Below are 13,361 nucleotides of genomic sequence, written 5' to 3'. Positions count from 1 at the left end.
CCGTTACTGGATACTGACGAGCTGATAGCCAGCGTCCTCGATAGCAGCTTTCAACACAGCATCCGGCACATCCTGGTCAAGCTGCACCTGGGCCGACTTGCTCTCCAGGTGAACGGCCACATCCTTGATGCCCTGGATGTCCCGCAGCGCCTTATCAACGTGTTTCACACACATTCCGCAAACCATACCTTCGATGTTCAATACTTTTTCCATGTGAATTGCTCCTTTTCGTTCTTCTTTTACTGTTGTCTGTTCGTACATAGGGTCTGAATCCAGTTCTGTATTGGCCTGATGCTTCGCCTTGAACCACCGCAGACGCAGGGCATTGGATACCACGAATACCGAACTAAAGCTCATAGCAAAAGCGCCGATCATGGGGTTCAGCTTCAACGCAAAGGGCAGATAGAACACGCCTGCCGCCACCGGGATACCGATGATGTTGTAGATAAACGCCCAAAACAGATTTTGCTTGATGTTGCGGATAACCGCCTTACTAAGCTGGATTGCCGTAGACACATCCAGCAGATCGCTTTTCATCAAAACAATATCCGCTGACTCAATCGCCACATCCGTTCCGGCTCCGATAGCGATACCAACGTCCGCTCTGGCAAGGGCCGGAGCATCGTTGATACCGTCACCGACCATCGCCACTTTCTTCCCGGCGCTCTGCAAACGGCGGATCTCCTTCTCCTTATCCTGGGGGAATACCTCTGCCACAACACGATCCACGCCGACCTGACGCCGAATCGCTTCTGCGGTCTTTGCATTGTCGCCGGTCAGCATGACCACCTCAATGCCCATGCCGGTCAATTCCGCTATGGCCTGCTTGCTGGTGGGCTTGACTACATCCGCCACGGCAATAACACCAATAAACTGACCACCACGGGCAAAGAACAGAGGTGTTTTCCCGTCAACGGCCATTTTCTCACCCAACTGAAGGAGTGCGTCGCCATTGATGCCATTTGCTGCCATCAGTCGGCGGTTTCCGGCAAGGCACGTTTCGTTTCCAATCTGCCCCACAAGGCCCTGACCGGGAATCTGCTTGAAACCGTCCACCGGAAGGAAGGAAAGGTCTGCTTTTTCGGCCTCCGCCACAATCGCGTCCGCCAGCGGATGCTCGGACATTTTTTCTAGCGAAGCGGCGATTTGCAGCAGCTCCTTTTGTGGAACGCCCTCTTTGCAGAGCATATTTGTCACTACGGGCGTACCCTGAGTAATTGTGCCGGTCTTATCCAGCACAACCGTATCAATGCTATGGGCCGTTTCCAGGGCCTCCGCCGATTTAATCAGGATACCGTTGCTTGCGCCCTTTCCGGTTCCGACCATAATGGCCGTAGGCGTTGCAAGGCCCAGCGCACAGGGGCAGGAAATGACCAGAACGGAAATGCCGATAGACAGGGCAAATTCAAAGCCATATCCCAACAGCAGCCAGACAACAACCGCGATCAGCGCGATGCTGATAACTACCGGCACAAACACGCCGCTGACCTTATCAGCCAGTTTCGCAATAGGGGCCTTGGAGCTGGTCGCTTCATCCACCAGCCGGACAATCTGTGCCAGCGTGGTATCATCGCCCACCTTGGTGGCCTGCATCTTGAAATAGCCGGACTTACTTGTGGTCGCACCGATCACTTTGTCCCCGATATGCTTCTCCACGGGGATGCTCTCGCCGGTCAGGGCAGATTCATCAACGGAGGAAAAGCCCTCTATGACAATACCATCTACCGGCACAGATTCACCGGCCTTGACAATCAGGGTTTCGCCCAACTGCACTTCTTCCACCGGCACCTGAAGCTCTTTTCCGTCCCGCTCCACGGTAGCCGTTTTGGGAGCCAGATTCATCAGCTTTGTGATTGCGTCCGAAGTCTTACCCTTTGCGCGGGCCTCCAGGGTTTTGCCCAAGGTGATAAGGGTCAGGATCATGCCTGCGGATTCAAAATACAAATCCATCATAAAGCTGTGAACCGTAGCCATATCCCCATGACCGAATCCGATGCCGATTTTGTAAACGGCGTAAATGCCATAAACGATTGCGGCGCTGGAGCCTATCGCAATCAGCGAATCCATGTTAGGCGAGCCGTGGAACAGGGTCTTGAATCCCATCCGGTAATATTTGAAGTTGATAAACACCACCGGGATCAGCAGCAGGAATTGGGTAAATGCAAAGCTGATTGCATTTTCCATCCCCAGCAAGGAGCTGGGGAGCGGCCACCCCATCATGTGACCCATAGAAATATAAAACAGCGGGATCGTAAAAAGTGCAGAAAGCAGCAGCCGCTGTTTCATCTGCTTGTATTCTGCCTGTGCCGTACTGACCTCCGGTTTTGCTGCCGGTGTGGTCGTTCGGCTCTTGTTTTGTGCGGAGGCTTTGGGAATCGCGCCATAACCGGCCTTTTCAACGGCCTGGACGATTCCCGCCGTATCCAAAACGGATTCATCATAAGAAGCAACCATGCTGTTTTTTAACAGGTTGACGGATACTTCTTTGATGCCAGGTAGCTTTGCCACGCTCTTTTCCACTCTGGTAGAGCAGGCCGAGCAAGTCATACCCGTAATGTCAAATTGCTCCTTTTGCAAAATTATCCCTTCTTTCTTATGAAGATTTGTGCGAGTACCCCTCCCCCGTAGGGAACTAAATACCGTTATGAAAAGGGGCGTTTGGCACCTTGGGGGAAAGATGCTAAAGCCCCGAACATAAAGTTTACGCACAAGGTCTTTGACCGTTTTTCATTATACTTATCCTGCTTCTCCTTTGTCCGCTCCAAAGTGGAGCTTTTTTTATCCAAAGAGAAATGAGGTTTTTGCTGGAAATCCAATCAGCATGTTTTCCAATCCAAAGGGCAGAATCGCTCCCAAATCCATTGACTTTGAGGGGCTTCGTGAATATACTGGCAGCATGAACGATTAAACAACCTTTTAATTGTTCATCCATATCAAACCAACCAAATACCAAAATGAAAGGGGGCTTTCTCCATGAAAAAGACCATTAAACTGCTTGACCTGGACTGCGGCCATTGTGCTGACAAAATCCAGAACGCCGTGAAGAAGATCGACGGTGTGACCAGCGTATCCGTCAACTTCCTGGGTCAGAAGATGGTTCTGGAAGCGCCGGACGATCAGTTTGACGCTGTTCTGGCCGAAGCAAAGGCGCTGATTAAGCAGATCGAGCCGGATGTGACTGTTAAGGCGTAATGAAAAGCTGGACACCGGCTGCCACACGGTAGCCGGTGTTTTTCATCAATAGACAGAAAAAGCGTGACACGCTTTATGCTGCAACGAAAGGAGAATACACTATGACACGAAAACAAAGGCACTTGCTCACACGCATTATCGTGGCGGCGGTGCTGTTTCTTGCAGGCAGCTTGCTCCACCTCCCTGAATTGGCGGAGATGGCGGTCTTTCTCGTCTGCTATGTGGTTGTCGGTTGGGATATTGTCTGGAAGGCAATCACGAACATTCTGCATGGACAGGTGTTTGACGAAAATTTCCTGATGACGATTGCCACCATCGGCGCACTCATTTTGGGCGAACATTCCGAGGGCGTTGCCGTTATGCTGTTTTATCAGGTGGGCGAATGGTTCCAGTCCTATGCGGTGTCCAAGTCCAGAAAATCTATCGCAAGCCTGATGGACATTCGCCCGGACTATGCCAACATCGAAAGGGATGGAAAGCTGGTTCAGGTTGACCCGGATGAGGTTCAGATCGGAGAAACCATTGTTGTGAAACCGGGAGAGCGCATCCCGCTGGACGGTACGATTCTCAAAGGCTTTTCCACCTTGGACACTTCGGCCCTGACCGGAGAATCCATGCCCCGCGAGGTGGAGCCGGGAATGGAGGTCATCAGCGGTTGTATCAACCAGACCGGTATCCTGAACATCCAGACCACAAAGGAATTTGGGGAATCCACCGTAGCCAAAATCCTTGACCTTGTAGAAAACGCAAGCGATAAGAAGGGCCGTATTGAGAATTTCATCACGCGCTTTGCCAGGTATTATACCCCGGTAGTGGTATTCGCTGCTCTGGCGCTGGCGATCCTGCCGCCGCTGATTACCCAGCAGCCATTCAGCACTTGGATTTACCGGGCCTTGACCTTCCTGGTGATTTCCTGCCCCTGTGCGCTGGTCATTTCCATTCCGCTTAGTTTCTTCGGAGGCATCGGCGGCGCATCCAAGATCGGTGTTCTGGTAAAGGGCAGCAACTATCTGGAGGCCCTGGCAAATACCGAGGTCGTGGTCTTTGATAAGACCGGCACACTGACAAAAGGCTCCTTTGCGGTCAGCGAGATCCACCCTGTCGGCATGGAGGAAGCGCAGCTTTTGGAGCTGGCCGCATACGCTGAGGACTACTCCAACCACCCGATTTCTCTTTCGATTAAGAACGCCTATGGAGAGAAAATCGACAACAGCCGGGTTTCCGATGTTCAGGAAATTGCCGGTCACGGCGTACAGGCCGTGATTGATGGGAAAACGATTCTGGCAGGAAACACCAAGCTGATGGAGAAGGAGCATATTAAGTACACGCCGTCCTCCGCTGTCGGCACCGTGGTCTATCTGGCCTGTGACGGGAAATACGCTGGATGTATCGTCATTGAGGACGAGATCAAGGCCGATGCTCCAGCCGCAATCAAGCTGCTGAAATCTGCCGGTATCCGCAAAACGGTCATGCTGACCGGCGACGCAGACGCCGTTGGAAAGAAAGTCGCTGGACAGCTTCATCTGGATCAGGTTTATACCGAACTACTCCCGGCTGATAAGGTTGATCGTGTGGAAAGCCTGCTGAAGCAGAAAAGCGAAAAAGGTATGCTGGCCTTTGTTGGGGACGGTATCAATGACGCTCCCGTACTGGCGCGGGCCGATGTCGGTATTGCTATGGGCGGATTGGGTTCCGATGCTGCCATTGAAGCTGCTGACGTTGTTCTTATGACGGATGAACCGTCCAAAATTGCCGCTGTTATGAAGATCGCCCGTAAGACGATTCGCATCGCAAATCAGAACATTGTGTTTGCTCTGGGCGTTAAATTCCTGGTTCTGATTTTAGGTGCGCTGGGCTATGCGAATATGTGGGCGGCGGTGTTCGCGGATGTAGGCGTTTCCATTATTGCGATTCTCAATGCCATCCGCGCCATGCGGGTCAAGCTGCCGGATATGCCTGCGGGCAGCACAAATCAGGGTTAAGCGCAATAGAAATGCGCCGCAACTTTCACACGCTGCGGCGCATTTCCTTATTGTTCAGTCGGGCATGATATTTCAAACAACGCATCTATGGCATGATGCAGGAGCTTTGCCTGCGGCGTGTCCGACAGCGAATAATAAACTTCTTTTCCGTCCCTGCGGCTTGAAATGATTCCGCTCTTTTTTAATATCCGCAGATGATGTGACACAGCAGGGGCGCTCATATCCACAGCCGCCGCGAGATTACATACACATTCTTCACAATGGCACAGCAGCCATAGAATCCGCAGCCGGGTCGGATCGCCAAGCTGCTGAAATAAAAATGATATATCCTTAAACCCTTCCGCAGAGGGCATCTTATTTAAGACTTTTTCAATATTCTGTCCGTGGTTGTGGGGCAGATTGTAATGCGGCATAAAAATCAGCTCCTTCCTGTGACTATGATACTGACATAATTCTTGTCTGTCAAACAGCTTCATTATAGATTGGAGAAAAATACATGAACGAAACAGAGAAAACAACTTTTTCCGTTCCAAGCCCCGGCGAATTGGAACAATTAACCGAGCTTCACAAAGCGATGGGCGATTACACACGGATGCGGATACTTTGGTATCTGATGCAGAAAGATTCCTGCGTCAGCGAACTGGCACAAAAGATGGAGGTCACAGAATCGGCCATATCCCACCAGCTTCGTGCGCTTCGGATTGTCCGGTTAGTGCAATCACGCAAGGCCGGGAAAAACGTGATTTATTCCTTGCAGGACGAACATATCCGGTGGATTCTTGAAGAAACCTACGCTCATATTTCAGAAAGATAAAAACGCAGCCCCTGTGCTGTTTTGCAGGGGCTGCGCGGGTATTCCATTACAGCGTTTCGTAGGAAACCAACTGGCTCATCGGGATGCGCTGCTTATTGAAGCGATTGGGGTCGCCGGTTCCTTCATCGGAATAGCCGACAACCAGAATGTTGACCGGCTCCAGGTTGGCCGGGAGGTCAAATTCCTTGTGCAGAACATCGGGCTTGAAGTAGCATACCCACACCGTTCCAAGGCCCAGCTCTGTGGCCTGGAGCATCATGTGGTCGGTCAGGATGGAGGCGTCAATGTCACCGGTCTGCTTCTGATCGAAAGGCCGTACCCACGCCTTATCGTGATCGGCGCAAACAATAATAGCCAGGGGCGCACCGTAGATATTGGCCGCTTTACTGATCTTTGCAAGACCTTCCTCGCTCTGAACGGCAATCAGGCGAATCGGCTGAAGGTTGGCAGCGGTCGGGGCCACATGAGCAGCCTCCAGAATCTGCTCCAGCTTCTCAGGCTCTACCTTCGTTTCCTTGTAATCGCGTACCGACATACGCTGCTTTGCAATCGTGATAAAATCCATAATATATAGTCCTTTCAGTATTTTTTTTTTGAGCATATCAAATCAACCATTGACCTAATTGTAGCACTTGAACACAAAACCGCAAGAATGCACTTTTTCGGAAGATACTTCCCAAAAAGATAGCACCTTGCGGGAAAGGAGAACCATTCTATGAAATGTCAAACCAATCAGTTTAACTGCCCCGTGGAGGCAACCCTTTCTTTGATCGGCGGCAAGTATAAGCCGTTGATCCTCTGGCATCTGATTGACCATCCATTACACTATATGGAGTTACAGCGGCTGATTCCAAACGCCACGCCGAAGATGCTTTCGCAGCAGCTTCACGATCTGGAAAACAACGGCATGATTCATCGTGAAGTAATTCCAGAAAAGCCGCCTAAGACGATATATTCTCTTACCCCATTTGGACAGAGCATCGTCCCCATTCTGGACGCGATGTGCCAATGGGGAAACAGCTATCTGGACGGCCTGGATGTGCAGCCGCCATGCTGTCAAAGCCGCAAATAAAATGCTGGGCATAGCTGACGAAAAGCGGCTATGCCCAGCGTATATTTTCTGCTCTAAATTTGTGACTGCCGGACGTAATTGCACAGCGCGGCAAAGTCCACATGGGGATTCTTACTTAAAATCTGTTGCAGGCTTTCCCCGGCCTTTTGATGCAGCTTCGGCTTTTTCAGATCGTCCAAGCGGAAGAAGATATTGAGCCGCCTGCCGACAGCAAACAAAAGCCTTTCATCCGGTGGCAGGGTCAGAAAGCGGTCAATCGTAGAAAGCATTTCCTGTTTCTCCGTCCGCAGATTTCCTCTGATCTCCAGAAGCAGATTGACGATGTGTTCATTCACATAGTAACTGTCCATCTCATGTAGCTGTTGTAAGAATAGCTTTTGCTCTACAACGATTTCTTCCTCCGATTGCAGAGCAAAAGAGCCATTCCTGACAAACTCGCCCAGCTTGGACTCCGGCTTAATACCCGTGGCATGGACACGGATAAAATCTGGCTGGATGATATTCAGCGCCTTTGCTGTTTGAGCAGCATTTTCTTCAGACAGCTCCTTGCCGCCGATCCCCAGCAATATGAACTCCGACAAGATCATGTCCGCTTCTTTTGCCATGCAGCCGCTTCGGACAACAATATCCGCGTCAAAACCTTTGTTGATAAGTTTCAGTATCTGATCCGAGCCGGTTTCCATTCCGCTGTAAAGATGGTTTAGGCCCGCTTGCCGGAGCGCCTTTAGCTCTGCCGGACTTTTCCGGGTGATACTATCAGCGCGGGCATAAGAAGTGATGTACTGCATATCAGGAAAGCTCTGATTGATCGCTTCCAAGATACGGAGCAGATAATCTGTTTTCAGCACCAGGGCATCCCCGTCCTGCAAGAAGCAGGAAGTAATCTTTTTCCCCCGGTTAAGCTGGGCCTGCCGCCTAATATCTTCGATGGTTTCATCGATGGGGCGCATGGAGAAGCGCATGGATTTATAAAGCCCGCAGAAATAGCACTTGTTCCAATGGCATCCCCTTGTGACCCGGATTAGCAGGCTGTTACTTTCAGAAGGTGGACGAATAGGCCCGATTTCTATATCTTTCATGGTGGTTATCCTTTCAGTGTATTCATGTTAAGGGTAGCATTTCACGGCGGGCTTAACAAGAACGCACTTTTAGGGTAGACACTTCCCGTATGGGTAGCACCTCAAACAAAACTGGCAAGCAATGCCTGTGTTAATACACACAGGCCCGCAGGGAAGAAAATCCCTCCGTGATTTTCCTCTCCGCTTGCTTGTTGAGGGCAGCGCCCCCAAGCCCCTTTGAACACAGAATTTCATTCTGTGGCTGCGCGTTCTGCGAACGCTTTTGACCAGGACCAGCTTACCGCTGGCCGTGGTCTTTTTCTTTTTCAACATCCTGCTCTACCTCCATTTTCAGCACTCGATCTACATTTGCCTTTGCCGTTAAAAGCTCCCGCATTTCCTCACGGGAACGCCGGTACTCGGCATAGGTCTTTTTCTTTTCTTCCAGCAATTTCGCGTACTCCGTCTGCAACTCTTTGACCTTTGGAAGCTTCTTGACGCCCATCTCATCAAAGGCATTCTTAGCAGCCTGGTGGAGCAGAATTTCTTCCTCATGTTCTTCCCGGAATTTCTTAGAGTAACCCGCCTTGCGGTATGCCACATAGACCTCACGAGTCTTGGCATAATTTACGATGTGAGTACGCAAAACAGCGATCTCTGCCATGCGCTTTTCAGCCGCTTTGATCTGCGCCGAAAGTTCATTGTGATGTGCCGTGGCAGCCGTAGCCTTTTCTTCCAAAACCGCATACTCTAGCAAATTGTTCTCTGACAGGTAATTCATGGTCTGCGCCATTTGTTTCAGATTAAAAACTTTAGCCCATCGAGCATAGCCAGCACCTTTTCCAGCCTGCAATTTTGCCTGAATGTCCACCAGCAGATTGACCTTGGGCGGCTCCGGCTGCACGGCGGAATTTTTACGGGGCGTATGCTGTTTTTCACCGGCCAGCACCGCACGGATTTCTGCTTCACTGTACCCGGCCCCCAGCTTATCATCCATGCGGGCTACATTCTTCCAGCCGGGAGCTTTGAGCCGGATTGCTTTCCCGCGCCGAGATACTTCGCAGCCCATTTCTGTAAGCAGTTTCAACAGCGCATCAAAGTCCGCCGGTTTCTGCTCCAGCGCATGGTCAATCATCACCCGCAGCTGCTCCCGATGGGAGGGCTTGGCCTGATCGCCCAACCATTTGTTGTAGCTTTTTCCGTGGGGCTTGGGATTCTCTACAATGGACAGTCCGTTTTCAATGCAGATGGTATCACTTAACCGGCGAACCGCCTTGGTGCTGCCCCAAAAGTTTCGGAATTTCCGGTCATATTCTAAGCTGACCGATGACCAGATAATGTGATTATGAATGTGCGACTTGTCTATGTGGGTGCAGACCACAAAGGCATGATTGCCCTTGGTAAACCGCTTGGCAAATTCTACACCCAGACGGTTGGCTTCTTCCGGCGTGATTTCACCGGGTTTGAATGACTGGCGCACATGGTAAGCGATCACATCGTCCGCCCCGCGCACCCGCCCGGTGGCGGCGATATACTGCCGCTTCGCCAGCAGAAACTCTGCATCGGCGGTCCGGCTGTCACAGCCATAGCCGGTAATTAGTTTTCCGTTGTCAGTCTTTTGCGGATTTGCCACATAATCAATAATATCGCTGATTGCTCGGCTCTCAGTGCGCCCCTTCCCGATATGCAGGGGCATGATGCGTGTGGTTGCCATAGAAGGGCCTCCTTTCTAAAAAAGAAACGGCCTGCGTGGTGCAGACCGCTTTTGCTATTCTATAAAATCGTCCTCGATGTCCTCTAACCGCTTCGGAGGAAACCTCATCTCGTATTGTTCTTTTGCCAGTGCACGAACTTCAGGGCGCTTATCTTTCATTCGGTTTTTCAGCCAGGAAATCTGCTCCTTTGATAACCGCCAAGGGAGATTCAGTAAGCGGTTTACCGTCATTTGCTCCGCTTGTTTCTCCGGCGATAAAGAAGCACAGGATTTACAGATGTGCGCCGCATGACCTTTGCCGGAAAAATTTTCGTTAGCCTTATATTCTCCGCAGACTTTACAATAATGTCCATGCTTCTTCATAGGCTCGATTCCTTTTCACTGAGCGCATATAAACTGCGAACCGCCCTCATGATGATGTTCCACTCCAGATCTGCCGCATAGGAAAACTTCCTGCGGTAAGATTCCCAAAGTTTCTGCATCACAGGACTGCTTTCCACTTCATTCAAAACATCCACAGCTTCTGCAAGATGCCGTTCGGTTCCGCGTTTTTTGGCAGTTGCCAACAGTGCATCATAGAGCGTCTGCTGGTTCAATGTGTTCCCGTGGAGCTGATCCAGAATATAAATGTCATAGAAATCTCTCATGCGGGTGTTGGTGGTGGTTCTGGTGATGATTGTTTCCAGCTTTTCAGCCAGAACGGTTTCCAGATTGTATGCCCAAATGTCAATGGAGCGATCTTCCAGCATCAGCTTGAAAGAGTAGCGTACCTCCCTGGGGGTAATGGCATCCCCTGTGGAAATGTCAATCTTCAAAGGTGTCACCACACCGTCAAAGGTTGTAGTCATGCTGACCCGAATCCCAGGATACTCCGCTTCATCCATAATCTCTGAAATGCTTTTCAGCTGAAATTTGACGCCATCATCAATCGGCACACTCACAATAGCAGAAATCAGGTTCTCGATCTCCTCTACATTAACATTGGCTCCTTTTACAGTAGCGTCCAAGTCCATCGTGGAACGGGCATCCAGTCCAACCATTGCCGCTACCAGCATCCCGCCTTTCAGAATAAATTTATCACGATATTCAGAAAGGGAAATACGCTCCAGAAAACGCTCCATCATATAGTTTCGCATTAAAAGCTGTGCATCCGCAGATTTTTCTCTGGAAAGATTGCGAATCAAATCTTTTAGCTGCCTTGCTGTCTTTATCATAAAAGCACCTCCAAATACTGCCGTAAAATTTTTTCAACCCGGAACATACCGGCATACCGCATCAAAGTCCGCAGATCCTTGTCCTTTCTTCTGGCATACATCTTCAGCGCACCTTGAAAAGTCTGTATTTCCATGCTGCTTCGGCTGCGGAGCAGATCGCAGATGGTGCGCTCCATATCATAGACAGGAACCGTATGCCCAAAAGGAGTTTGGCCAGTTGTCAGCCCTACCTCATATAGTTCTGGTTTGATGGTGTAAACAGAAAGGCCCTCTGCCTTTAAGCGAGTGGTGCTGTACCCTCTGCGCACCGTGATAGCGTATGGAGATGGTTCCCGGTCTGTCAAGTCATGAAAAAACAGCGCTGATTCATGGGAAAATACTGCCTGACCACATCGCAGATGTAACAGAAACATCGCATCAATCCAGGTGTCCTCGGAGACATAAATTCCGTGAGCAACCTGCTGAAGATTTTTCTCTTTGACATATTCATAAAAAATGGGTTTTACAATTCCGCTGGCGATTACCTGTGCGGTTTGCAGCATCCCATCATGCTCGGTCAGAAGTCTGTCTAATTGCTCAAACCGTTCTGATTTGGTCACATCCATCACTTCCTTTCGTGCTACTATTATACACGGATGTAGCACAGAAGTAAATATAGCAATTTAACAGACACTGTCTCGCATTTTTGTGACCGCGCATTTTATCCATAAACCAAATCCTGAATGGCAAACTTCAAGTCCTGCACCTTGCCCAGCAGCCAGATGGCAGCCATCGGCAGACCATAGGGACTAATAAGGAATGCCATCACCAGCAGGATAATGCCGTTTTGCAGGGAACAGGTCAGCAGAACCGCCACACCCAGCAGGGCGATCACCATGCTGATAAGCCCCAGCACCAGACCGGAGACATAGACGATCCCCACACAAATCCAAACGAACAGGGTCAGCGCCAGAATCACCGGAACCATCACGATCTTCAACAGCAGTTTCAGCAAAAATACCAATGCCCTCATTGTTATGCCTCCTCCCAAAATCACAGTTCCTGTTCCTGATTCCATTATCCCTGTCTCACAGCCAAAAGGCAAGGATACGGGCAAAAAGAAAAAGCGGAGGAAGGCGCGGCGAAGAAGCGCCGTTCCTCCCTCCGCAGATGGGGTATTTGTCCCGGTTACGAAAGTTTGGAGAGTTGTGTCAGTATCTCTTTAACTCCGTCCCATAACTGTTCCTGCCGCTGGGATATATCCTCCAAATCGACATCATAAATCCGCCCGGTCTCATGCACCTTGCGGGTCAGCTGGTTTAAGTTGTTGCTGCTCCGGCGCAGCAGGGATACCAGTTCTTTCAGTTCCGGCAAATCCAGCTGCACCACATAGCCGTCCACAGCCATTTTCCGCAGATAGGCGCTCAGGTTTTTTGTCCCAAACTGTGCCATTTTCTGCTGAATCAACTCCATTTCATCAGCAGATACCCAAAACAGAACCGGCACATCCCGCTTGCGCTTGGGGCTGCTCATCGCTCCGGCTCCTGTTTCTTCGGGGCGGCAGACTTATGGGCAGGCGGTTCCTGTTTGAGCTTTTGCAGGACAGAACTTTTTTGCTGTTCCTGCATGGTTTTTCTGGCCTGCCTGGTAAACAGATCGGTCAGACCGGGATTGACCCCATCCACAACCAGATAGGCGCAGTGGCGGGAAGCGCCGCTGTCCTCCGGCATGGGAATGGTTTTTGCCCAGGCTTTATTGTCCTGAGAGATACGCCCGCCATGGTTCTTGTGCTGGATGGTGTTTGCAAGAATGAACTGTACCCGTTCCGCCCCGAACTTTTCCAGCACATCTTTGACCGCCGCCTCCGTATCCAGCCGGTTCTCTGCATAGTGGGCGCTGATGGTCTGCTCAATGGCTTCTTTGCAGGCGCTGTTCACCTGATATGAGAGGTTGTACTGTGCCATTTCCCCATGTTCTCTCGCATAGGCAGCTGAATGGGGGTAGAGAGGGGCAGTTCGTAATTCTTCCTGCGCCTTGCACACATCATCGGCACGGTTTTCAATGCTGTCCCGGATCACATCCATATAGCCAGTCTCCAGCTTTTCAAAATAACGGTACACATCCGCCAACGGAGATGAAGATTCCAAAAGTGCCTGAGCCTGGGTGTCGGTCAGTTCCAGCTCCTCCATCGCCATCACGATGTCCTCCCGGACGGTGTACTCATAGGTGTGGTGCAGGATTTCTTCTGGGGGCTGACTTTTCAACCAATCCATGTATTTTTCCTGCTCAGTGGCCATCTTTTCATAAAGGGCCGCATTCAGATTATTGGTATTCAT

15 protein-coding genes are annotated in these 13,361 nt (G+C 50.6%); 4 read left to right on the top strand and 11 right to left on the bottom strand.

The genetic code is table 11. The features are described from left to right. Positions 1-3: 3 nt before the first annotated feature. Positions 4-2,583 carry a heavy metal translocating P-type ATPase gene (locus DW720_RS09185; protein WP_199693315.1) on the bottom strand — a complete coding sequence of 860 codons (2,580 nt, stop codon included), beginning with the start codon at positions 2,581-2,583 and terminating at the stop codon, positions 4-6. A 390-nt stretch (positions 2,584-2,973) separates the two neighbouring features. On the opposite strand from DW720_RS09185, the gene DW720_RS09175 reads away from it, so the two are divergent. Further along, the gene (locus DW720_RS09175; protein WP_005342301.1) at positions 2,974-3,192 is read left to right on the top strand and encodes a cation transporter; all 219 of its coding nucleotides are present in this window, start codon (positions 2,974-2,976) and stop codon (positions 3,190-3,192) included. A 101-nt stretch (positions 3,193-3,293) separates the two neighbouring features. Then, complete coding sequence (locus tag DW720_RS09170; protein WP_025580743.1) at positions 3,294-5,174, top strand: heavy metal translocating P-type ATPase; 1,881 nt, start codon at positions 3,294-3,296, stop codon at positions 5,172-5,174. Positions 5,175-5,221: 47 nt separating this feature from the next. On the opposite strand, the gene DW720_RS09165 is transcribed toward DW720_RS09170, so the two are convergent. Continuing rightward, positions 5,222-5,587 carry a metalloregulator ArsR/SmtB family transcription factor gene (locus tag DW720_RS09165; protein ID WP_005342296.1) on the bottom strand — a complete coding sequence of 122 codons (366 nt, stop codon included), beginning with the start codon at positions 5,585-5,587 and terminating at the stop codon, positions 5,222-5,224. 83 nt (positions 5,588-5,670) lie between these two features. On the opposite strand from DW720_RS09165, the gene DW720_RS09160 reads away from it, so the two are divergent. Further along, entirely contained in the window at positions 5,671-5,988 is a 318-nt protein-coding gene (locus DW720_RS09160) for a metalloregulator ArsR/SmtB family transcription factor (RefSeq protein ID WP_005342293.1), read from the top strand. Positions 5,989-6,034: 46 nt separating this feature from the next. Here DW720_RS09160 and DW720_RS09155 read toward each other — a convergent pair whose 3' ends face one another. Next, positions 6,035-6,553, bottom strand: a complete 519-nt coding sequence (locus DW720_RS09155) for a nitroreductase family protein (RefSeq protein ID WP_005342292.1) — start codon at positions 6,551-6,553, stop codon at positions 6,035-6,037. A 150-nt stretch (positions 6,554-6,703) separates the two neighbouring features. Between DW720_RS09155 and DW720_RS09150 the strand changes: the two genes are divergently transcribed. Continuing rightward, positions 6,704-7,060: a helix-turn-helix domain-containing protein gene (locus DW720_RS09150; RefSeq protein WP_118667178.1), complete on the top strand. Its 357-nt coding sequence runs from the start codon at positions 6,704-6,706 to the stop codon at positions 7,058-7,060. Positions 7,061-7,113: 53 nt separating this feature from the next. On the opposite strand, the gene DW720_RS09145 is transcribed toward DW720_RS09150, so the two are convergent. From DW720_RS09145 to DW720_RS09105, 8 genes are all read right to left on the bottom strand, one after another. Beyond that, positions 7,114-8,139: a radical SAM protein gene (locus DW720_RS09145; protein ID WP_118667179.1), complete on the bottom strand. Its 1,026-nt coding sequence runs from the start codon at positions 8,137-8,139 to the stop codon at positions 7,114-7,116. Positions 8,140-8,416: 277 nt separating this feature from the next. Next, positions 8,417-9,832 (bottom strand): relaxase/mobilization nuclease domain-containing protein, encoded by a 1,416-nt coding sequence (locus tag DW720_RS09135; protein WP_118667181.1) that lies wholly within the window; start codon positions 9,830-9,832, stop codon positions 8,417-8,419. 54 nt (positions 9,833-9,886) lie between these two features. Further along, the gene (locus tag DW720_RS09130) at positions 9,887-10,195 is read right to left on the bottom strand and encodes a hypothetical protein (RefSeq protein WP_118667182.1); all 309 of its coding nucleotides are present in this window, start codon (positions 10,193-10,195) and stop codon (positions 9,887-9,889) included. Further along, entirely contained in the window at positions 10,192-11,046 is an 855-nt protein-coding gene (locus DW720_RS09125; RefSeq protein ID WP_118667183.1) for a nucleotidyl transferase AbiEii/AbiGii toxin family protein, read from the bottom strand. The genes DW720_RS09130 and DW720_RS09125 overlap by 4 nt, the downstream gene beginning before the upstream one ends. Next, positions 11,043-11,651 (bottom strand): type IV toxin-antitoxin system AbiEi family antitoxin domain-containing protein, encoded by a 609-nt coding sequence (locus DW720_RS09120; protein WP_002576209.1) that lies wholly within the window; start codon positions 11,649-11,651, stop codon positions 11,043-11,045. Before DW720_RS09120 ends, DW720_RS09125 begins: the two co-directional genes overlap by 4 nt. A 95-nt stretch (positions 11,652-11,746) precedes the next feature. Continuing rightward, on the bottom strand, positions 11,747-12,058 hold the full coding sequence (locus DW720_RS09115) for a CD1845 family protein (protein WP_002576210.1): 312 nt from the start codon (positions 12,056-12,058) through the stop codon (positions 11,747-11,749). 155 nt (positions 12,059-12,213) lie between these two features. Beyond that, the gene (gene mobC / locus DW720_RS09110) at positions 12,214-12,558 is read right to left on the bottom strand and encodes a plasmid mobilization relaxosome protein MobC (RefSeq protein ID WP_002576211.1); all 345 of its coding nucleotides are present in this window, start codon (positions 12,556-12,558) and stop codon (positions 12,214-12,216) included. Further along, positions 12,555-13,361: a DUF3849 domain-containing protein gene (locus DW720_RS09105; RefSeq protein ID WP_118667184.1), complete on the bottom strand. Its 807-nt coding sequence runs from the start codon at positions 13,359-13,361 to the stop codon at positions 12,555-12,557. The genes mobC and DW720_RS09105 overlap by 4 nt, the downstream gene beginning before the upstream one ends.

Origin of the sequence: Clostridium sp. AM27-28 (genome assembly GCF_003480955.1) — a bacterium.
Classification (GTDB): domain Bacteria; phylum Bacillota; class Clostridia; order Lachnospirales; family Lachnospiraceae; genus Otoolea; species Otoolea fessa.
The sequence above is the reverse complement of the archived record's forward strand: the minus strand, read 5'-3'. Positions and strand labels throughout refer to the sequence as shown.

Bases quoted from the DNA above. Each gene is read 5' to 3' on its own strand.
- DW720_RS09175 (WP_005342301.1), top strand. From the start codon at position 2,974: ATGAAAAAGACCATTAAACTGCTTGACCTGGACTGCGGCCATTGTGCT.
- DW720_RS09170 (WP_025580743.1), top strand. From the start codon at position 3,294: ATGACACGAAAACAAAGGCACTTGCTCACACGCATTATCGTGGCGGCG.
- DW720_RS09165 (WP_005342296.1), bottom strand. From the start codon at position 5,587: ATGCCGCATTACAATCTGCCCCACAACCACGGACAGAATATTGAAAAA.
- DW720_RS09160 (WP_005342293.1), top strand. From the start codon at position 5,671: ATGAACGAAACAGAGAAAACAACTTTTTCCGTTCCAAGCCCCGGCGAA.
- DW720_RS09155 (WP_005342292.1), bottom strand. From the start codon at position 6,553: ATGGATTTTATCACGATTGCAAAGCAGCGTATGTCGGTACGCGATTAC.
- DW720_RS09150 (WP_118667178.1), top strand. From the start codon at position 6,704: ATGAAATGTCAAACCAATCAGTTTAACTGCCCCGTGGAGGCAACCCTT.
- DW720_RS09145 (WP_118667179.1), bottom strand. From the start codon at position 8,139: ATGAAAGATATAGAAATCGGGCCTATTCGTCCACCTTCTGAAAGTAAC.
- DW720_RS09135 (WP_118667181.1), bottom strand. From the start codon at position 9,832: ATGGCAACCACACGCATCATGCCCCTGCATATCGGGAAGGGGCGCACT.
- DW720_RS09130 (WP_118667182.1), bottom strand. From the start codon at position 10,195: ATGAAGAAGCATGGACATTATTGTAAAGTCTGCGGAGAATATAAGGCT.
- DW720_RS09125 (WP_118667183.1), bottom strand. From the start codon at position 11,046: ATGATAAAGACAGCAAGGCAGCTAAAAGATTTGATTCGCAATCTTTCC.
- DW720_RS09120 (WP_002576209.1), bottom strand. From the start codon at position 11,651: ATGGATGTGACCAAATCAGAACGGTTTGAGCAATTAGACAGACTTCTG.
- DW720_RS09115 (WP_002576210.1), bottom strand. From the start codon at position 12,058: ATGAGGGCATTGGTATTTTTGCTGAAACTGCTGTTGAAGATCGTGATG.
- mobC (WP_002576211.1), bottom strand. From the start codon at position 12,558: ATGAGCAGCCCCAAGCGCAAGCGGGATGTGCCGGTTCTGTTTTGGGTA.
- DW720_RS09105 (WP_118667184.1), bottom strand. From the start codon at position 13,361: ATGAATACCAATAATCTGAATGCGGCCCTTTATGAAAAGATGGCCACT.